This is a genomic window from Pyxidicoccus xibeiensis, assembly GCF_024198175.1.
In the GTDB taxonomy this organism is placed as follows: domain Bacteria; phylum Myxococcota; class Myxococcia; order Myxococcales; family Myxococcaceae; genus Myxococcus; species Myxococcus xibeiensis.
The window spans coordinates 1,995,145-2,015,849 of the sequence record NZ_JAJVKV010000001.1 but is presented as its reverse complement, the minus strand read 5'-3'; the positions used below and the strand labels follow the sequence as shown (position 1 = coordinate 2,015,849).

Annotated in this window: 14 protein-coding genes; 10 read left to right on the top strand and 4 right to left on the bottom strand. The window is 69.1% G+C overall.

Going from position 1 to position 20,705, the window contains the following annotated elements; genetic code table 11:
* Positions 1 to 8 precede the first annotated feature (8 nt).
* Together LXT23_RS08135 and LXT23_RS08130 are read right to left on the bottom strand one after the other, a co-directional pair.
* Positions 9 to 923, bottom strand: coding sequence for a class 1 isoprenoid biosynthesis enzyme (locus tag LXT23_RS08135; protein WP_253979490.1), 915 nt, complete (start codon positions 921 to 923; stop codon positions 9 to 11).
* 9 nt (positions 924 to 932) lie between these two features.
* Positions 933 to 1,685, bottom strand: a complete 753-nt coding sequence (locus tag LXT23_RS08130) for a hypothetical protein (protein WP_253979489.1) — start codon at positions 1,683 to 1,685, stop codon at positions 933 to 935.
* Positions 1,686 to 1,967: 282 nt separating this feature from the next.
* Here LXT23_RS08130 and LXT23_RS08125 point away from each other — a divergent pair, with 282 nt between their 5' ends.
* The 6 genes from LXT23_RS08125 to LXT23_RS08100 all read left to right on the top strand — a co-directional run bounded on the left by LXT23_RS08125 (position 1,968) and on the right by LXT23_RS08100 (position 10,616).
* Positions 1,968 to 3,929 (top strand): DNA/RNA non-specific endonuclease, encoded by a 1,962-nt coding sequence (locus LXT23_RS08125; RefSeq protein WP_253979488.1) that lies wholly within the window; start codon positions 1,968 to 1,970, stop codon positions 3,927 to 3,929.
* Positions 3,930 to 3,940: 11 nt separating this feature from the next.
* Positions 3,941 to 4,903 (top strand): hypothetical protein, encoded by a 963-nt coding sequence (locus LXT23_RS08120; protein ID WP_253979487.1) that lies wholly within the window; start codon positions 3,941 to 3,943, stop codon positions 4,901 to 4,903.
* Positions 4,904 to 4,974: 71 nt separating this feature from the next.
* Positions 4,975 to 6,321: a hypothetical protein gene (locus LXT23_RS08115; RefSeq protein ID WP_253979486.1), complete on the top strand. Its 1,347-nt coding sequence runs from the start codon at positions 4,975 to 4,977 to the stop codon at positions 6,319 to 6,321.
* A gap of 142 nt (positions 6,322 to 6,463) precedes the next feature.
* Positions 6,464 to 8,521 (top strand): transketolase, encoded by a 2,058-nt coding sequence (gene tkt / locus LXT23_RS08110; RefSeq protein WP_253979485.1) that lies wholly within the window; start codon positions 6,464 to 6,466, stop codon positions 8,519 to 8,521.
* A gap of 101 nt (positions 8,522 to 8,622) precedes the next feature.
* Positions 8,623 to 9,747, top strand: a complete 1,125-nt coding sequence (locus LXT23_RS08105; RefSeq protein WP_253979484.1) for an AAA family ATPase — start codon at positions 8,623 to 8,625, stop codon at positions 9,745 to 9,747.
* Positions 9,744 to 10,616 (top strand): hypothetical protein, encoded by an 873-nt coding sequence (locus tag LXT23_RS08100; RefSeq protein WP_253979483.1) that lies wholly within the window; start codon positions 9,744 to 9,746, stop codon positions 10,614 to 10,616. The genes LXT23_RS08105 and LXT23_RS08100 overlap by 4 nt, the downstream gene beginning before the upstream one ends.
* A 192-nt stretch (positions 10,617 to 10,808) precedes the next feature.
* Here the strand turns inward: LXT23_RS08100 and LXT23_RS08095 are convergent, their stop codons facing one another.
* Positions 10,809 to 12,263 carry a hypothetical protein gene (locus tag LXT23_RS08095; protein ID WP_253979482.1) on the bottom strand — a complete coding sequence of 485 codons (1,455 nt, stop codon included), beginning with the start codon at positions 12,261 to 12,263 and terminating at the stop codon, positions 10,809 to 10,811.
* A gap of 214 nt (positions 12,264 to 12,477) precedes the next feature.
* Positions 12,478 to 13,371, bottom strand: coding sequence for a tRNA pseudouridine(55) synthase TruB (gene truB / locus LXT23_RS08090; protein ID WP_253979481.1), 894 nt, complete (start codon positions 13,369 to 13,371; stop codon positions 12,478 to 12,480).
* 242 nt (positions 13,372 to 13,613) lie between these two features.
* Between truB and LXT23_RS08085 the strand changes: the two genes are divergently transcribed.
* From LXT23_RS08085 to LXT23_RS08070, 4 genes are all read left to right on the top strand, one after another.
* The gene (locus LXT23_RS08085; protein ID WP_253979480.1) at positions 13,614 to 15,422 is read left to right on the top strand and encodes an LVIVD repeat-containing protein; all 1,809 of its coding nucleotides are present in this window, start codon (positions 13,614 to 13,616) and stop codon (positions 15,420 to 15,422) included.
* 157 nt (positions 15,423 to 15,579) lie between these two features.
* On the top strand, positions 15,580 to 17,196 hold the full coding sequence (locus LXT23_RS08080) for an LVIVD repeat-containing protein (RefSeq protein WP_253979479.1): 1,617 nt from the start codon (positions 15,580 to 15,582) through the stop codon (positions 17,194 to 17,196).
* A 95-nt stretch (positions 17,197 to 17,291) separates the two neighbouring features.
* A complete protein-coding gene (locus tag LXT23_RS08075) occupies positions 17,292 to 18,884 on the top strand; it encodes an LVIVD repeat-containing protein (protein ID WP_253979478.1) in 1,593 nt (530 codons plus the stop codon).
* Positions 18,885 to 19,082: 198 nt separating this feature from the next.
* Positions 19,083 to 20,702 carry an LVIVD repeat-containing protein gene (locus LXT23_RS08070; protein ID WP_253979477.1) on the top strand — a complete coding sequence of 540 codons (1,620 nt, stop codon included), beginning with the start codon at positions 19,083 to 19,085 and terminating at the stop codon, positions 20,700 to 20,702.
* Positions 20,703 to 20,705: the final 3 nt, after the last annotated feature.

Genomic DNA, 20,705 nt, shown 5'->3' with positions numbered 1-20,705 from the left:
TCCCGTCGTCAGCCCTGTCCGTGAGGAAGGTCCTGCTGGAGCGGCCCGCACAGTCCCGCCACGGCCTCCCCCAGGACCAGCGCCGCCAGCTCATTCTGCAGAGCGTTGCCCGGCGCGGGAATGCCGTCGAGCTTCGCGGCGCGCTCCGCCAGCCACCCGCCCAGGCGCAGAAACCCCGCCGACCGGGCGACGTCCGCGCCGAGCCGCGCCACCCGGGGCGCCGCCCGCTGCAGCCCGCCGGGGGGATAGCCCAGCGCGGCCGGAAAGCTGATGCCATTCAGGCGCGCGTCCTCCTCGTGGTCCAGCGCATCGTCCAGGCACTGGGAGCTGAGCAGCAGCAGGTCGAAGACCCGCCGGAACGCGGGGAGCCGCTCCGCGCGGCCATGCGCCAGGATGAGACAGAACGAGGCGGTGCCGAGCCAGGCCACCTTCCGGCTCACGAGCTCCATGTACGCCGGCAGCGACAGCGACTGGCGCGCCAGGAGGGCCTGCTCCAGCTTCATGCCCTCGTCCCAGGCGCGCAGGGAGGCGCTCACGGCCTGGGTGGCCAGGGCCGCGCTGCCAGTCGCCTCCGCCAGGGCCTGCTCCCACTGCCCGAGCAGGCAGGCGCGCAGCCGGGGCCACTCCGGGCGGTCCTGGACCTGACCATCGGCGAGCCGGTCGAGGAAGAGGCCGATGAAGCCGCCCCGGCGGTGCGCGCGCAGGTAGCGCGCCAGCACGTCTGGCGGCAGCGCCGGTCGCATGGCGTCCTCGGCCGCGTACCCGGGCAGCGCCTGGAAGGGCGCGAGCGCGGTGTACTCCTCCCAGCCGCCGTCCCGCCGTGCCGTCAGCCCGAGGTGGAAGGGCAGCTCCGCCGCCAGGGGACGCAGGTCCGCCGGGAGTGCGGACACCGAGTCGCGGTACTCCAGGTCACAGTCGCCCATGGGCGTGGCCTAGTAGCACTCCATGGTGGTGGGGCCCGGGGCGCCGCTGGCGCTGGTCAGGTCGCAGCTCTCCGGGCCTTCGTAGGGCTCGAGCCCCTTGAAGTAGCTCCCGTCCATGACGAGGTAGAGCTGCTCGACGAGGGCATCGCCGATGTCGAGCTTGACGTTGGCATGGAGTCTGTCGTTCGCGAAGACGAGCTTGGAGTCGTAGACCTGCTGCAGGATGGCCCTCACCCCCGACGGGTTCTTCAAACGGGCCTGCCCCTTCAGCGCGTGCAGGAAGTCATGCGCCAGCCCGCCGTTGGCGGTCGTGCTCTCTCCCTGGTTGAACAGCGCGTTGTAGATGAGCTGCAGTTCGTAGGGTCCCACCTTCAGCGTCTTCGCACCATCGACACCGCTGGGGGTGTTGGGGCTGCTGCCCTGGATGCCTCGCAGGGCCGCGTAGCTCGGGTCCATGAAGGCAACCTTGAAGGGCATGAACTGCTTGTCCGGGTCCAACGCGAAGCGCTGCGAAGGGTCCACGTATCCCGAGAGGAGCGTGTTGACCTCGCTGCGCAGCGCGGCCTGGCCCGTGGCCGAGAGCGAGTCATACGGCGCCAGCAGCTCGCAGAGCTGCCGGCGGCGCTCGACTCCCGCCGGCTTCCCGTTCTCCAGCTTCTCCCCCGGCGGCGGGAAGACCTTGCTGTACACGCTCCGGAGCTCTGGCTGGAGGAAGTTCGACACCGTGACGGCCTGCTGCGTGATGCGCTTCGTCTCTGCCATGGCGCCCCCTCATGTGGTGCAACGCAGCTACGGTGAGTCCGTAGCGTGAGCCTAGGTTGGCGGCGTTCGCATGAGCAACCGGTGTGCCATGACACCCCGCCCCTGCCTCCGCCCAGGACCTGGCCGCGCTGGACGGATTCGTCCACCGTGTCGGGCGGGTTGGACACTTCGGTCCACTGCGGTTGGCAGCGCGCCGCGCCTCGCCCTGGAGGCCGGGCGGCATGTGCCTTGCTCAACGGCTACGCTGTAAGCCTTTTCGGAAAGTCGAACCAGGGGGTCCACATGTTTCGCATCTCTTCGCTTGATGGGAAGCAGCTCCAGCAACTCCGCGATGTGCGAGTCCAGCGGCCTTTGAACAACACGCTCGCGAACGTCGACCCTCTGTTTTTCGAGCGCGTCACGGCCATGACCCGGGGTGAAACCATCGCGAGGGTCGACCTGGAGCGAATCCTGGGGAGGAACGACCTCGTCAGCACTTCCTACCTCGAGCTCGGGCTCCGGGCGGCCGAGTCGGTCGTGAGGATTCGCTACCGCTACCCCAACGGGCAGCAGGTGGGAATCGCGACGGGCTTCATGGTGGGCCCTGGCCTGCTGCTGACGAACCACCATGTGCTGGAGACGCCGGACTCCACCCAGGCCCTCCGGGCGGAGTTCGAGTACGAGCTCGCGCCGGACGGCACCACGCGCTCGGGGCCGCTCTTCGCGTTCGAGCCGCAGCGCTGCTTCATCACCAACCAGGATCTCGACTACTCGCTGGTGGCCGTGGCGCCTCGCTCCATCGACGGGCAGGTGGAGCTCTCCCGCTATGGCTGGCTGCGGCTCGAGGTCTCGACCAAGAGCATCCGCGCCGGCGAGTTCGTCACCATCATCCAGCACCCTGGGGGTGACACCAAACAGGTCGCCCTGCGCGAGAACGAGGTGCGCACCGTGGGCAACCTGCCCGTGGGCGCCAGCGCCGAGACGCGGCTCTGGTACTCGAGCGACACGGCCCAGGGCTCGTCCGGCTCGCCCGTCTTCAACGACTCCTGGCAGGTCGTGGCCCTCCACAGGGCCGGCGTGCTCGACCGGGCTCCGAACGGGGACATCATCCTGAATGACGGCCAGCAGGTGAGCGAGACGGAGGCAGCGCTGCTCCCCCCGCATCGCCTGAACTGGATTGCCAACGAGGGGACTGCCGCGAGCTTCATCCTCCAGGACCTCGCGGACCAGCTCCGCCAGGCCCCCAATCCCCTGGTCTCCGCGCTCCTCGACGACGCGGCGAAGCAGGGCGGGCCCTTCGGCGGACACTCCGCCCGCCAGGGCCCCCGCGCGGTCTCCGCCCCCGAGCGGACCTCTCCGGCCGAGGCGCTGGCGCGCACGCTCGAGGTCGAGCGCCGCGAGCCCAGGGTCAGCCGGGACTTCTCCTCGGGAAGGGACGGCTACCGCCCGGACTTCCTGGGGCTGACACACACCGTTCCGCTCCCCGACCGCACCCGCGCGGAGCAGGCGTTCGGGCCCGCGGCGAGGCTCAAGAACGCGAGCGAAGTGGAGCTGAAGTACCGGCACTTCAGCATCGTGATGAGCGAGCGCCGGCGCCTGGCGTTCTTCACCGCCGTCAACATCGACGGGCGCGCGTGGGTGGAGTTCCCTCGCAAGCCCGAGCCCGAGTGGCTCGCGGACCCGCGGCTGGCGGAGGAGCTGCAGGTGCTGGACGGCTTCTACCGGGATGGGCCGGCGGGCTTCGACCGCGGCCACCTGGTCCGGCGCCTGGACCCGGTCTGGGGTGAGCACGCCGCGCAGGCCAACGCGGACACGTTCTACTTCACCAACTGCGCGCCCCAGTTCTTCACCTTCAACCAGAGCGAGAGCTGGTGGCAGGGGCTCGAGAACCACATCCTCTATTCCACCGACACGCTGGACTGGAAGGCCACGGTGTTCACCGGCCCGGTCTTCCAGGAGTCCGACCGGCTCCACCGGGGAGTGCAGGTGCCGGAGGCGTTCTGGAAGGTCGTGGCGTGCCGGGACGCGCAGGGCTCGCTCCTGGCCGCGGGCTTCGTGGTCCACCAGAAGTCCTTCCTGGACCGGATGGAGTTCGAGACCCTTCCGGTGGATGACTTCCGCGGCTTCCAGGTGCCCATCGGCCGCATCGAGGACCTCACCGGACTGCGCTTCTCGGACAACGTCCGGGGCGCGGATGTCGCCACCCGCCACCGGATTCCCTTCTCGGGCAACCGCATCCGCTGGTACCACGACGTGCGGCTCTGACGGAGAGGGCCATGCCACGTTCCCGCCGCCCACGAAGCACGACGACACCGCGCCGGCTGCCCGCGCGGGTCGCCGCCGAGCAGGTTCCGCCCCCGTCCGTGCTCTCCGGACTGGTGAAGTCGCTCCTGTCGGCGCGCAACGTCATCGGGGTCTTCGTGGGACGCAAGGTCCGCCGGGGTGAAGAGGGCGGGCTCGCGCTGTGCTGCCTCGTGAGCCAGAAGCTTCCCAGGCGCCAGCTTCCGGAGAGCCTCCTCATCCCTCCCCGCCTCGAGTGGTTCCCCACCTCCCGCCGGCGCAGAGAGGTCCGGACGGACGTGCTGGACGCAGGGTCCTTCCAGCGGCAGGGCGGCGAGCTGACGCTGGGCCCCGGAGACCTCGTGAGGACACCGGGGCGCGGCACGGTGGGCATGGTGATGGACCACCCCGGGTTCGGCCGGGTCGTGGTCAGCGCGGGCCATGTCTTCACCGACCCCTCGTGGACCGGGACCCACGTCCATGCCCCAGGCACCGAGCCCACGGTCTCGATGCGGAACATCGGTGGAGCGAGCCGCGGCTTCCAGGGAGCGCTCTTGAAGGTCGTCGTGACCGAGGACGCGGACTATGCGCTGGTCCGCCCGCGGGGTGTGCAGTACTGCCAGAACACCTTCCAGGACGCGCTTCCCCTCGGGCTCCCCTATCTGCCGACGGCGGACGACCTCGGCAAGGACCTGTACGTCCTGAGTCATGCCGGCATGCGCGCGACCCGGTTCGTGGGAGCCCAGGGCCAGGTCGTGGTGGGCTCGCAGGGAATCATCCGCAACGTCCTGCTCACCCAGGGAGTGACGGAGCCGGGTGACTCAGGGGCATGTCTCATCGGCATGGACCGCCGTATCTGGGGCCTGCTGGTGGGCAGGAACAAGGGTCAGCACAACGACCTCTCCGTCTTCATGCAGGTGGGGGTGCCTCTGTACCTCGAAGGTGGAACCTGCGTTTGAGCGTCCCGCCAACCAGGCCGTCATCCCGCCAGCTCCGCAGTCCATTCATCGCAGCCAGGAGGTCTCGTTCCATGAAGGCTTCATTGATGACCGTGCTGTCCGTGACGGCAGGGTTGATGGCGGGCACGGCCCGAGCGCAGGGCGCATGCCCCTCGCCGGAAGTGACGGCGGGAGAGGACATGATTACCGCGCCCGCGGGCTTCCCCACCCTGGTCAAAGCGCAGGTGCGGACGGCGGACGCCGCGCTGGTCGATGCCCGCCTTGGCGAGGCGGGGCAGTATCTGAAGACGGGCAACGTCTGGGCGCCCTCGCTCATCGGGGCGCTCCGGACGGAGGCAGCACGGCTGAAGGGGACGCCCGGGTTCCTGTTCCAGGGGACTGGAGACGCGACGTGCTTCCAGGCCGTCAAGCTCGCATCCGATGGCGGCTCGGGGGGAGGGAAGACCGGGGAAGAAGGCGATGAGGCCCACCCGCCACGAAGCGGCACCCTGGCCGAGTGCAAGCAGGATGCATCTGACTGGGAGCAGGAGATCAGCCGTCAGGCCAAGGGCAGCCGGAAGCCGGGCTATACGCTCATCGTCTTCATGGAGAGCGGCGAAATCTGCCACGCCAACCGGCTGTACGGCATTGAGGGCGACCCCATCTACGTCGGCGTCTACACCGCCATCAAGCAGTGGGCTCCCACGCGCTTCGAGCCCTGTGCCATCGAGCCGGCCACGCCCGCCGTGTACATCAGCGTGGACAAGGTCAGCCTCACGCGCTCGGAGCAGAGCCTCCGCCAGAGCGACGTCTGGGAGCTGCGCAAGAACACCCCGCGCCGGTGCTTCAACGCCAACGTCGACATCAGCTTCCGCCGCTCCCAGGCGGCGGGTGACGAGGGCGCCATCCGCTTCAACCTCAGTCAGCACGAGCTGTACCGGGCCACCCTGCAGCTCGGCGCCATCTTCACCCCGCAGCACGTACGGGACTTCGACGTCCGCCCCTCCGGCGAGGAGAACATCCTCTACTCCAAGGGCCCCAACGGCCGGGGGGTCGAATACACGGCGAGCCTCGTGCTCTACGGCGCCCCGCGCTACGTCATCAGCCTCTTCGGAGGCCCTTCGTATTCCGGACGCGACCTCGTCCATGACCAGGGAGTGCTCGACCGGCTGGGGGCCGTGCTTGGCATCGGGCTGACGCAGCCGGGCCGGCGCTTCGTCGCCGGCCTCTCCTTCGAGGTCATCTACGGCGTCAACGTGCTCTACGTGGCCGACGTCCTGCGTGCCCCCCAGCCCGTGGGGGCACGGCTCGATGAGCCCTTCGCCGGTACCCGTGACGACATCCGCACCGAGGAGCGGTGGAGCACCCGCGGCGTCTTCGGCCTCTCCGTGGACCTGCTCTACGTGAAGGAGCTGTTCTCCGGCCGCATCACCCCCTGAAGGGCCCCTCCCTCCAGGGCCATGAATTCCCGGCGCCCCGTGGACTGCCGGACGGCCTGGGGGGCGGGCTCGCGTTTCGTGCGGCGTCGCGGCGGCAGTTACGGCATGGTGCGCCCCACGCGAGCGGGAACGCGAGGACACCATGACGACCGATAAGCAGGACCTGCTGAGCATCAACACCATCCGCACCCTGGCCATGGATGCGGTCCAGCAAGCCCACTCGGGCCACCCGGGGGCGCCCATGTCCCTGGCCCCCGTGGCGTACCAGCTCTGGCAACAGGAGCTGCGCTACGACCCGTCCCAGCCCATCTGGCCGGACCGGGACCGCTTCATCCTCTCCAACGGCCACGCGTCCATGCTGCTGTACGCGCTGCTCCACCTGGCCGGCGTCAAGCGCGTCACCCGCGAGTACACCGTCGAGGACGCGCCCACCGTCTCGCTCGAGGACATCAAGAAGTTCCGCCAGCTCGACTCCGCCACCCCCGGCCACCCCGAGTACCGGTGGACCAGCGGCGTGGAGACCACCACCGGCCCCCTGGGCCAGGGCGTCGCCAACAGCGTGGGCATGGCCATCGCCAGCCGGTGGCTCGCCGGGCACTTCAACCGCCCCGGCTTCGAGATGTTCAGCTACGACGTCTACGCCATCTGCGGTGACGGCGACCTGATGGAAGGCGTCGCCTCCGAGGCCGCCTCCATCGCCGGCCACCTCCAGCTGCCCAACCTCTGCTGGATCTACGACTCCAACCACATCTCCATCGACGGCAGCACCGACCTGGCCTTCACCGAGGACGTGGGCCGCCGCTTCGAGGGCTACGGCTGGCGCGTGCTCCACGTGGCCGACGCCAACGACCTCAACGCCATGGCCGAGGCGCTGCGCACCTTCAAGACCCTGCGCGGCAAGCCCACCCTCATCGTCGTCACCACCCAGATTGCCTTCGGCGCCCCCAAGCTCCAGGGCTCCGCGAAGGCCCACGGCGAGCCGCTCGGCGACGAGGAAATCAAGGGCACCAAGCGCAACTACGGCTGGCCCGAGGACGCGAAGTTCCTGGTCCCCGACGGGGTGCGCGAGCGCTTCCAGGAGCGCATGGGCGCCCGCGGCAAGCAGCTGCGCGAGGCCTGGGAGCAGCGCTTCGCCGAGTACCGCAAGCAGTTCCCCGAGCTGGCCGACCAGCTGGAGCGCATGCAGCGCAGAGAGCAGCCCCAGGGCTGGGACGCGGAGCTGCCCACGTTCCCCGCCGACGCCAAGGGCATGGCCACCCGCGAGTCCAGCGGCAAGGTGCTCAACGCCGTGGCCAAGAACTACCCGTGGCTGGTGGGCGGCTCGGCGGACCTCAACCCGTCCACGAAGACGTACATCAACGGATCGGAGTCCATGAAGCCGGGCGACCACGCGGGCCGCAACGTCCACTTCGGCGTGCGCGAGCACGCGATGGGCTCCATCGTCAACGGCCTGTGCCTCAGCAAGCTGCGCGGCTATGGCGCCACGTTCCTCATCTTCAGTGACTACGAGCGCCCCGCCATCCGCCTGTCCGCGCTGATGGAGCTGCCCGCGCTGCACATCTTCACGCACGACTCCATCGGCCTGGGCGAGGACGGCCCCACGCACCAGCCGGTGGAGCAGCTGGCCAGCTTGCGCGCCATTCCGGGCATCATCGTGCTGCGCCCCGGTGACGCCAACGAGGTGGTGGAGGCGTGGCGCGTGATTGGCGAGCAGAAGAAGCACCCGGTGGTGCTGGTGCTCACCCGCCAGCCGGTGCCCACGCTGGACCGCAGCAAGTACGGCGCGGCGTCCGGCGTGAAGCGCGGCGGCTACGTGCTGGCGGAGGCGGAGGGCGGCAAGCCGGAAATCATCCTCATCGGCACCGGCAGCGAGGTGTCGCTGTGCCTGGACGCCGCGGAGAAGCTCAAGGCCGAGGGCCGCAAGGTGCGCGTGGTGAGCCTGCCGTCGTGGGAGCTGTTCGAGCAGCAGTCCCAGGAGTACCGCGACAGCGTGCTGCCTCCGTCCGTCACGGCCCGCGTGTCCGTGGAGAAGGGCGCCGCGTTCGGCTGGGAGCGCTTCGTGGGCCACGCCGGCAGCGTCATCGGCATGCGCAGCTTCGGCGCGTCCGCCCCCATCAAGGCGCTGCAGCAGAAGTTCGGCTTCACCGTGGACAACGTGGTGCAGGTGGCCAAGGACACGCTGGCGAAGACGAAGAAGTAGTCCCGCTGGACGCAACCAACGTGAGGGCCATCTCCAGCGACACTGAATCGGTTGGAGATGGCCCTCTGTCCACCACGGGCATGGATGGGTAGGAGACAAGCATGGGATTTACCTTGGAGGTCGACAACTACCGCGCGCTCAGGAAGGTGCGTTGGAACCCTTCCGGAGTCTGTGCGGTCACTGGCGCTAACGGCTCTGGCAAGACGACCCTGCTTTCGGTCATTGAGTTCCTCAGGCATTTCCTTCAGCGAGGAATCAAATCCGCTACGACCCTCGCAGGGGGGACTGCGAGCATCAGAAACCAACAGGCCGGGCCCGACGACGACATCCTCTTTCGGTTGCGATTCGGAGACGGTACGTGGACCGTCGTTCCCACACTCATGGCTCCTGACCTCGTTGCAGGAGAGGTGCTGAAGGTACGGGACTCTCTGGTCGCGGAATGGGGCCCAGGCATGAAGATGATTCGAGTCAATGGAAGAGAGTTCCAGACCTCGGACAACTCCATCCTTGAGCGAACCAAAGGGATTCTTGAAGAACCGAACCCGGAGATTGATGCCCTATTCAATTTCGTATTGGGATACCGCCTGTATCGGGATCTCCGTATCGTCGACCTGCGCACAACGGGTTCGCTCGTGACGTCAGATACGGAGCTTGAATCGTCAGGGGCGAATGCATTCTCGGTACTTCGAAATTGGAGGGCTGGTCGCCGTGAGCACGATGAGCGGTTTCGCTTCGTACATAACGGTCTCCGAGAATGCTTTCCGGAACTGTTCGATGACATCGAGTTTCTCTCAGCCGGCCAGACTGTCACAGTGCGACTGTTCTTGCGCGGCTTGACCGAGCCGGTACACGCATTCGCCGCCCCTCACGGCCTGCTCGTTGCATTGCTCCACTTGTGCGCGGTCGCCTCCGCGCCAGACAAGGGAGCTGTCGCCATAGATGAACCAGAGAACGGGCTTCACCCATTCGCAATCCGGACACTGCTTGAAGTAATCCGGTCGCGTGCAGCCCGAAAAGAGCTCACGGTTCTCTTATCAACTCACTCACCCGTCCTGCTGAATGAGTTCAACACAGACCCCAGTCGCGTCTATGTCATGGAGCCGGCTCATGGCAGAGTTCCGGTTCCACTCAGCGAGCACAGCGACCCAGCATGGCTTTCGCATTTTGCACTAGGTGACCTGTATAGCAATCAGGAGTTTGGAGCCCAACAGCGACCTCCTCCATGACTACCCGAATCAGACTTATCGTGACGGGCAAGCTTGAAGAGAAGGCCCTGCACCGGTCGCTTCGACATCTCTTCGCGCTGACCAGCGCCAGCGTAGAGTTCCTTGCTCCATTGAAGGAGCAAGACTTCACATCCACTCCACTGACTACTCTCCCTCCTGAAGAAGGAGTTTCTTCTTCGAGAGCGTCCAAGCTCGCGGCCCGCATTGTAGCGGAGCTACACCCTGGCCGAAGCAGCAGGGCGGAGCGAGCGGACTATGTCATCGCCGTTGATGACTTGGAGCTCGCAAACGAGCGTCAACCCGGATTCGTGCTTGATTATTTGCGACGCACCATTCGAAACTATGTGCGCAGCAAGTTCCCACAGCCGGCTGAACAGAGTTTTGTCTTCCGAAAACTCGCAACGCGCGCCTCCTTCCATCTCTTGGTTCCAATGGTGGAGGCATACTTCTTTGGCGAGCCAGCCGCCTTGGTCCGTGCGTCAGCAACTCTTGCACCCAATCTCTTTGACTCCGCAAGAGACGTAGAGGACTTCGAGGTCAACGACCCTGACTACATGGCGCTGACCCCTCCCAAAGTCGAATGGCATCCTCGACCAAGGCATCCCAAGAACTACGTCCGATATCTTTGTGACCCTCAAGGAACAAGATCTCAGAATGAGGAGCGGGCCTATCGTGAAACACATGAAGGATACGAAGCCCTCAGCGTCCTCGATTGGAGGACGGTGCTCAAGAATCCCGCACATGGGGCCTTCATGCGCTCACTCATCGACGACCTCGCGGACGCGCTGAACATCCCTTCGCCCTGCCCTGGCCCGTGCGCTCCGTTGACGGCCCGTGGCTCGGGAGAGCACCTCCTCCGCAACATCTGACGCCCCAAAAAAGAAAAGGGCCCCGGACCGTCCCCCAACGGTCCGAGGCTCCCTGGCTCCTGCTGCCGGCGCTCACGGCAGAGGAACTCCCGAGATGCTGTTTCCCCCCCGGGAAACACCGGCTCGCTCACGTCGCGGGTCAAGCGGCCCCCCGCAGCGACCCGTGACGTGAGTCCGCCGGCAAAGCTCGCGCTACACCGCCAGGACCGCGGGACGGGGCGCCGGCTGGCCCACCCGGCTCATCTCCTTCAGCATCTTCTGGAACTCGCTGTTGTCGATGCCCGTGCTGCCCGAGGCCATGGCCTTCGTGGCGTACTTCTCGTAGATGTCCAGCACCTTGCGCGCGTCCGGGCCCAGCCGGCTGTAGTTGTCGCGGGCCCACTTCTGCAGGTCCGCGAACTCCACACCCGCCGCCTGGCCGTCGTGGTCTCCCGCGCCCGCCTTGATGGCCTCCGCCAGGTCCTTGCCGGCGATGCTGCCGTTCTTCACGTCCAGCCCCTCCAGCGCCTTGCGCATGGAGTCGTCGCGGAACGTCTTGTGCTGGCCCATCTCCTTCAGCATCTCGTCGTACTTCGCCTGCGTCAGGCCGTCCTTGCCCGCGCCCTTCGCGAACTTCTCGTAGGTCTCCAGCACCTTCTTCGCCTCGGGCGTCAGGCGGTCCGCGTTCTTCTTCGCCCACTGCTGGAACTCCTTCAGCTCCGTGGTGGTGGAGTTGCCGTCGTTGTCGTTCACGCCCTGCTTGATGGCCTCGAGCATGTCCTCGCCGGACACCGGGCCGTTCTCCTTGTCGAGCTTCGCCAGCGCATTGCGCGCGCTCACGTCGCCCACCTTCTTGAAGTCGCGCAGCATGTTGTTCAGCTCGGTGCGGGACAGGTCCTTGTCGCCCGTCGCCGTCGCCTTGTTCGCGTGCTTCTCGAAGAGGCCTATGACCTCCTTGGCCTCGGGAGACAGCTTGGAGGCGTTCTTCTTCGCCCACTCCTGGAAGGCGCCGAGCTCGGCGGACGTCTGGCCGTCCTTGTCCTTCACGCCGCGCTCGATGGCCTTCGCCAGGTCCTTGCCGGAGATGGGCGAGGGCAGCTTGTCCAGCCCCGCCAGCGCCTTCTTCGCGCCCTGGTCCCCCACCTTCGACATCTCCTGCAGCATCTTCGCGTGGTCCGCCTGCGGAATGCCCGACTCGCCGCGCGCCTTCGACTGCGCCGCGTACTTCGCGTAGATGTCCATCACCTGCTTCGCCTCGGGCGTCAGGCGGTCGGCGTTCTTCTGCGCCCACTCGGCGAAGGCGCGGAACTCACCCGACGCCGCCTGCCCATCCAGGTCCGCCGTGCCGTTCTTGATGGCGTCCGTGAACTGCTCGGCGCTCACCTGGCCCTTCGACTGGTCCAGCTTGCCAAGCTCCACCAGCGCGCCCAGGTCCAGCGGCGTCCAGTCCCCACCCGGCTTCGTCGGCCCACCCGGGAAGCAGCCACCCGGCCGGAAGTCATCCCGGGGGAAGCAGCCCCCAGCGGTGATGTCGTTGCGCCCATTCGCCGGCATCGGGAGCGTCAGCTCCGCCCGCGACAGGGCGGCGGGCTGGGCGGTGTTGGTGGCGGTGCGCACCGGGGTGCGGACGGCCGAGGCAGCGGGGTTCGAGGTCAGTCGGGTGGTCATTTGAGTCTCCGGATTGGAGCGTGGTGACCTTCCCCATTGCGCGCGGCGTGCCACACACCTGCCCCCGTATCCGCACCTTCACTCCACCGTGATTTCAACAGGTTGACGCCCGAAGAGGCGTGTCCCGGGAGCCACAGGGGGGTGGTGACACCTGTCACCACCGGTGACAACTGTCACCACCCGGGCGCAGGGGGTGGTGACGACTGTCACCGCATCACAGCCCGCCGCGCAGCTCCGTCTCGGCCACCAGTGCGCCCTCGCGCTCGCGCAGCAGGAAGGTGAGCCGGCCCTGGTGGAAGCCTCGCACCGGCGCCTCCGCGTCGGGGAACCCCGGCGGCAGCCTCCAGTCCGGAGGCTGCACTCCGCTCAGGGGAATGCCCCGCTCGCGCCGCAGCTCGCCGACCTCCTGGTCCGTCAGCACCCGCGCGCGGGCCCAGGGCAACAGCTCGCGCCCGTGCAGGCCGGGACGCTGCCCCTCCGGCGGGTCCTCCCACGGGCCAATCGCCGTGCGCTTCAGCGCGGACAGGTGCGCGCCACAGCCCAGCACCCGGCCCACGTCCATGGCCAGCGAGCGCACGTAGTAGCCCCCGCGGCACGTCAGCAGCAGGCGGCTCGTGCGCGGCAGTGCGTGCGACAGCCACCGCGCCGAGTGCAGGTACACGCGCGACGGCGGCAGCTCCACCACCTCGCCCCGGTGCGCCTTGCGGTACGCCGGCTCTCCTCCCACCTTCTTCGCGCTCGTCGCCGGCGGCACCTGCTCGCGCCAGCCCACGAAGCCCGCGAGCGCCGCGTCCAACACCTCAGGCGTCAGCGCCGCCGTGTCCCCCTGGTGCACGGGCCGGCCGTGCAGGTCTCCCGTGTCCGTCTCCGTGCCCCACACCACCTCGGCCTCGTACGTCTTCGGCACGGCGTGCAGCAGCTCGAACAGCCGCGTGGCCCCGCCCACCAGCACCAGCAGCAGCCCTTCCGCGAACGGGTCCAACGTCCCGCCATGACACACCGGCACCCGCTTGCCCGGCTGCGCGCGCGTCTGCTCCAGGAAGGACTGCACCACCGAGAAGCTCGTGGGGCCCACCGGCTTGTGGACCCGGTAGATGCCAGGAGTCATTCGCCGCCGGCCTCCGCGATGTCCAGCCGTGTGATGGGCATTGCAACCCGCCATAGGCCCGCCAGGGCGCCGGTTGCAAGGCCAGGACCAAAGAGGGGCCAGAAGGCCGGGGTTCCCCACGCGCCGCGTGAATCCCTCATCACGCGGCAACCAATCCTGGACGCACCGGGAAGTTCCACACCCGAGGACGTATCCCGATGGGCCGCCTGCACCGGTGTGCGGCCCTCTCCCCGAGGTCCACGATGACGTCTTCTCCCCGCCCGTCTCGAGCCCTGCTCTGCGCCTGTGTGGGTCTGCTCCTCGCGATCCAGGGCTGCGACGACCCGCCCGACCCCCGTCCCGATGCCTCGGTTCCCGTCGAGGACTCGGGCACCCCTGACACGGACGCTGGCGTGCCCGACGCGGGGGACACGGACTCGGGCACTCCCGACGCGGGGGACACGGACTCGGGCACTCCCGACGCGGGGGACACAGACTCGGGCACTCCCGACGCGGGGGACACGGACTCGGGCACTCCCGATGCCAGCACGAGCGAGCCCTGGGACGGCGGCTACACCGTGCTGCCGGAGACCGGGAACTGGGTGGACCGGGGCCGCTTCGCGGACTGCAACTTCGCCTCGGCGGGCGACCCGACCACCGTCGCCTGCGATGACCTGTCGCGCTACGAGCTGTCCAGCTGCGACCCCGCCGCGCTCGCGGAGATTCCCCCCGAGGGCATCTACTCGGTCGCCATGCGCACCGAGCGGCGCCTGGCCGACGGCGGCACCCGCGTCACGCCGGTCGGCATCGGCTTCAAGCTCCTGTCGGACGGCGGCACCGACACCATGGGCGGCGGCTACCCCATCAACGTCCGGAACACGGATGGAGGAACGTTCTTCGTCGCCTCGACGCGAGTCCATCCCGTCCTCCCCCGCCAGGTGACGGCGCTCGCGGGCTGCCAGGTGCCGAGGGCGGGCCTCATCACCGGCTGCTTCGCCCGCTGCATCGACGGGCGCTTCTCCGGGACGGGCACCTTCGAGGCCCACCGCCTCGCGGTGCACCCGTACGAGCCGGATTCCTCCGGCTGGGTGAACCTCATCTCGGAGGCGCGCGTCGAGCTGGGCACGCCCGCGGACATCTACGTCACCAAGAACCACGCCTACGTCGTGTCCATCAACGGCAGCGACGCCAGCAATGGCGGGCTCACCGTCTTCGACATCACCGACCGGCGCTTCCCCATCCTGAAGACGGCCATCAGCCTGCCCGGGGACAACTACTGGAACGGCGTCTGGGCGAAGGGCGACGCGCTGTACATTGGCAGCACCACGTCGGGCACCATCGTCTACGACATCACCAACCCCGCGGCCCCCGAGTTCGTGCGCAACCTGCCCTCCGGCCCCTACGGCACCCATACCGTGCTCGTGGACGGGGACCGGCTCTACGCCATGTCGTCCGACGGAGGGACGTTCGTCTACGACGTCTCCAATCCCCTGCGGCCCATCCTGCTCCAGACCATCACCCTGCCCGAGGAGCTGTCCTCCGCGGGGCCGCATGACTCCTTCGCCTACCAGGGGCGCCTCTACATCGCCAACGGGTTCGGCGGGTACTCCGTCATGGACGTCACCGACCTGAACAACGTGCGGCACCTGGGCCAGTACATCTACCCCAGCGGCTATGCCCACCACCTCGCCGTGGGCACCTTCGCGGGGCAGACCATCGCCTTCGCGGGAGGCGAGTCGATGGGCGCCCACGTGCGCGTGCTGAACGTCACCGAGCCCGCGTCCATGGTGAAGATTGGCGAGTTCCGCCTGCGGCCCGTGACGTCCATCCACAACATGCTCCTCAAGGGCACCCGCCTCTACGTCGCCTGGTACCACGAGGGTCTGCGCGTGCTGGACGTGGCCAACCCCACCCAGCCCCGGCAGATTGCGCACTACCACACCTTCCGGGAAAGCGACCCGGCCCGGGGGGACAACGTCATCGAAGGCGCCATCGGCATCCGCGTCCCGGATGACGGCTACGTGTACGTCGTCGACATGTCGCGCGGGCTGCTCATCTTCAATGAGCCCTGAGCACCCGCCGGAGCACTGGAGGCGGGCCCCCGTCCGCCCGCCTCCACGCCGGACAGGGGCGTCGCTTCCCGGCCCGGAGTGGGCGCCCTAAGCTGCGCGGCCATGCGCCCCATGGCCGGAAGCGGGCGCTCCTTCCCGAAACCCTCGAGGAACCTTCATGCCCTCCCGTGCCGCACGACTGCTCCTCGCCCTCTCCTGTGCCGCGTCGCTGTCCGCCTGCTCCTCCGAGGAGCCGGTGCCGGCTCCGCCCGAGGACCCGCCCTCCCTCCCCTATGACGGCCCCTGGGCACCGCTGGACGAGGCGGGCGAGTGGACGGACCGGGGCGCCCTGGACACGTGCGCGGTGCTGGCGGGGCCCGCCGCCTGCGGGAGCGCGGACAGCTTCGACCTGACGAGCTGTGACAAGGCCTCGCTCGGGGCCCTGGAGCGGCAGGACGCCATCTACCGCGCGGAGCTGCGCTACGAGGGCGCCACCGGCGCCAGCGCCGACATCCAGCCCGGCGGCGGCGGCTTCCAGCTCAACGCCGCCGCGGAGCCGGTGAGCGTCCTGGGCTACCCAGCCACCCCCACCTGGCGGGTGGGCGCGGAGGCCTTCCTCATCACCAGCCAGGCCAACCGCCCCAACAACGTCGTGGACCGCTTCACCTTCGCCGGCTGCAGGACGCACGGCCCGCGCACGCTGACGGGCTGCTTCTCCTGGTGCAGGAACGGCCGCCTGCACTCGCGAGGCACCTTCCGCGCCGAGCGCATGACGTGGCGCCCGGGCGAGGCCGAGTCCTCCGGCCTCGCGCTCGTCTCCGAGAGCCCCGTGGCGCGGGGCTTCCCCGTGGACGTGTACGTCACCCGGGGCCACGCCTACGTCGTCTCCATCAACAACGACCCGGGGGACAGCGGCGGCCTCACCGTGTTCGACGTGAGCAACCCGCGCGCCCCCGTGCAGCGCGCGTCCTTCCAGCTGCCAGGCGACTCGTACTGGAACGGCGTCTGGGCGAAGGACCACGCGCTCTACGTGGCCAGCGGCAGCTCGGGCGTGCTCGTCTACGACATCACCGACCCGGCCAGCCCCGCGCTGGTGCGCAAGGTGACGGGCGGCGCCGCCGGCGGCACCGTCAACGTGCACACCGTGTTCGTCGAGGGGGACCGGCTCTACGCCATGACCCCCTCCCACCAGCAGACGTCCATCTTCGACCTCACGGACCCGCTGTCGCCCCAGACGGTCTCCAGCTACGCGTATGCGCGGGGCCTGGGCTATCCGCATGACGCCTTCGCGTTCGGGGGCCGGCTCTACGTGAACCACACCGTGGACGGCTTCCTCGTCGTGGACCTCGAGAGGCCGCAGCCGACGCTGCTCGGCAGGTACGCGTACCCGCATGCGTACAGCCATGCCAACGCGGTGGGCATCATCAACGGCCGCACCATCGCCTTCGAGGGCGGCGAGACGATGGGGGCGCACGTGCGCGTGCTGGACGTCACCCACCCCGCGGGCATCGCCAAGGTGGGCGAGTACCGGCTGCGCGGCGTGACGTCCATCCACAACATGGTGCTGGTGGGCACGCGCCTGTACATCGCGCACTACCACGAGGGCGTGCGCGTGCTGGACGTGTCCGACCCCAGCCAGCCCCGCGAGGTGGCGCACTACAACACCTTCCGCGAGTCGGACCCGGACCGCGCGGACGGCATGTTCGAGGGCGCCATCGGCATGCGCGTGCCGGGCGACGGGCACGTGTACGTCGTGGACACGTCGCGCGGATTGCTCATCCTCAACGAACCCTGAGGGGTGGGGCTTCCCTGGAGTTGGGGGTCTTCCTACACTGGCGGTGCTGGTGACCCGCTGGCCGGAGCGGGCGCCGCTTCACGAGGATGCACCCGATGCAGCCTGCTCGCACCGCATGGACGGTCCTGCTCGCCTGCGCCGTGTCGGCGCTCGGATGCGGTGAGTCCGGGGCGGAGCCCTGGGATGGCAGCTACGTCCCACTCGAGGAGTACGGAGACTGGAGGGACACCAACCCCCTGGCCGGCTGTCGGGTGCTGAACGGCGGCGGCGCGCCGTGCGGCTCGCCGGAGTCCTTCGACCTGTCCTCGTGCAAGCGCCGCTCGCTGGAGAACCTGGAGCGCGCGGGCATCTTCCGGGCGGAGCTCCACCACGAGCCCTGGGCCTCCACCGCGCAGGCCCGGCCTCCCGTCAGCGGGGGCGGCTTCAAGCTGAGGACGCGCGACGGCCACCCGGAGCTCGTCAACGGCTTCCCCGCCATTGGCGGGGTGTGGTCCTCGCGCTCGCTCCTCATCACCGGCCGCGACGGCGACACCCTCCACACCTTCGTGGGCTGCGAGGCCGTGAACTCGCGCGTGCTCACCGGCTGCTACGCCATGTGCCGCAACGGCCAGTTGGTGGACGCCGCCACCTTCCGCGCCGAGCGCATGGCGCGCTTCAAGGGCGAGGCGGAGGCGTCCAGCGGGCTGCGGCTGCGCTCCGAGTCCCGCGTGGAGGCCGGCCCCGCCATGGACGTCCACGTCGCCGGGGGCCATGCGTATGTCCTGTCGGAGCGGCGGCCGGGCCAGCCCGGCGGCCTTACCGTGTTCGACGTGGGCGACGTGCGCGCGCCCGTGCCCGTGGGGCACCTGGCCCCTCCCGCCGGCGAGGACTGGCGCAGCGCCACGTCCGTCGACGGCGTGCTGTACGTCGCCAGCGCCACCCGGGGCGTCGCGGTGGTGGACATCTCCCAGCCCTCCCAGCCCACCCTGCTGCGCACCGTGCCGGAGAGCCCCATCTCGGTGAGCAGCGTGCGCGTGGACGGCCATCGGCTCTTCGCCACGCTGGAGGGCCCGGAGCCCGGGACGGTGATTTTCGACATCTCCACGCCGGGCGCGCCCCAGGTGCTCCAGCACTCCGCGCTGCGCGCGAGGAGCCCGGACCGGCTCTACTCGGGGGGCGAGGGCGCCGTCGCCTACGAGGGCCGCCTCTACGTCAACCACCGGCACGAGGGCCTCAAGGTGGCGGACATCAGCCAGCCGCAGCAGCTGCGGCTGCTCGGGCAGTACACGTACCCGTTCGCCCGGAGCGCCGCGAGCGCGGTGGGCACCTTCGCCGGCCGCATCGTCGCCTTCGAGCTGGGCCGGGGCACGCGGGCCCGCCTGCGCGTGCTGGATGCCAGCCAGCCCTCCGACATCCGGAAGCTCGCCGAGTACGGCATGCGCCAGGTCGTCTCGCCGCACAGCCTGTCGCTGCGGGGCACGCGCCTGTACATGACGTACCACCACGAGGGCCTGCGCGTGCTGGACGTGTCCAACCCCACCCGACCGACCCTGGTGGAGTGGTTCAATACGTGGCGCGAGACGGATGAGGGCCGGGGAGATGGCCCCAACGAGGGCGCCACCGGCCTGCACGTGCCCGGGGACGGCTACGTGTACGTGGTGGACACCGCGCGCGGGCTGCTGGTGCTGGACGAGCCGGAGCCCCGGTGAGCGGCAGCCAGCGCGCCACGGCGCCGGGGCCGCTCATCGCGTAGCCCCTCCGCCGGCGGCGAGGCCCGGCCCCATGCGCGCCCCGCCTGGACACGCAGCGAAGGCACGGGTGCGCTTCCAGCGCGCTGGCGTCGCGGGTATACGTACGGGCCTCGCGCGCCATGGCCGGGTGGTCGCGTCCTGTCACGAGGGGGTGGGATGATGACGCGCATGCACCGTGGAGCCGTGGCGGCCCTGCTGGCCTGTCTGCTGGGAGTGGCCGGCTGTGGCTCGGAGGAGGAAGAGAAGCGCAAGCCCTGGGATGGGCGCTTCACGCCGCTGGAGGAGTACGGCGACTGGGAGGACACCGGCCGCCATGCCTCCTGCCGGGCGCTGGCGGAGCGGTATGGCCCGTGCGGCACCTCGCTGGCGTCCTTCGACCTGTCCGGCTGCCAGCGCGACACGCTGGGGCAGCTGAGCCGCAAGGGCATCTACCGGGCGAAGCTCCGCTACGAGATTCCGGGCGGCGAGGAGAACACGCCGTACATCGCCAGCGGCGGTGGAAGCCTGCGGTTCGCCGAGGACGGCACCCCGTCCCTCGTCCAGGGCTACCCGACCCGGGCCAATGAAGCGCAGCTCGCCGCGGAGACAGGCCGTTTCACCGGCTATGCCGTCGAGCAGACCGAGGCGGGCCCGGTGACCACCACGTACACGCTCGTGGGCTGCGCGGCGCCGTCCCCGGGCGTGCTCACGGGCTGCTTCTCCTTCTGCACCGGCGAAAGCCAGGGCTACGTGGGCACCTTCCGCGCCGAGCGGATGTCCTGGGCGCGCGCCGAGCGAGAGTCCGCCGGCGGCCTGCGCGCCCTCTCCGAGTCGCGCGTGGAGCTGGGCGACCCGGTGGACGTCTACGTCGCGAAGAACCACGCGTACGTGGTGTCCATCAACGGGAAGGGCCGCGAGGGCGGGCTCACCATCTTCGACGTGACGGACCGGAGCCACCCCATCTTCAAGGGCAGCATCAGCATCCCCGGGGACAGCTACTGGAATGGCGTGTGGGCCAAGGGAGACGCCCTCTACGTCGCCAGCGGCACGTCGGGCGTCATCGTCTTCGACATCTCCAACCCGGGCCAGCCCGCCTTCCTGCGCAGCCTGCCCGGCGGCGCGGCGCTCAACGTGCACACCGTGCTGGTGGACGGGGACCGGCTCTACGCCATGTCCCCCTCGCCCAATGGCGAGACGCTCATCTTCGACGTCTCCACGCCCACGCAGCCCGTGCTGCTCGGCCGCATGGCCCACGCCACCCGCGTCAGCTACCCGCATGACGCCTTCGCCTTCGGGGACCGGCTCTACGTCAGCCACGGGAATGACGGCTACCAGGTGTTCGACGTGCGCGACCCGGCCAACAGCCGGCACCTGGGCGGCTACACCTTCCCCAACGCCTTCAGCCACCACAGCGCGGTGGGCGTCATCGGCGGCCACACGCTCGCCTTCGAGGGTGGAGAGCGGATGGGCGCGCACCTGCGCGTGCTGAAGGTGGATGACCCGGCGCACATCGTGAAGATTGGCGAGTTCAAGCTGCGGGACGTCGCGTCCATCCACAACATCCTGCTGGTGGGCACGCGCCTGTACATCGCCTGGTACCACGAGGGCGTGCGGGTGCTGGACGTGTCGGACCCGACGCAGCCGCGCCAGGTCGCGTACTACAACACCTTCCGCGACACGGACCCGGACAACGACACCGGCCTGTACGAGGGCGCCATTGGCATCCGCGTGCCCGGGGACGGGCACGTCTACGTGGTGGACCAGACGCGCGGCCTGCTCGTCTTCAAGGAGCCGTAGCCG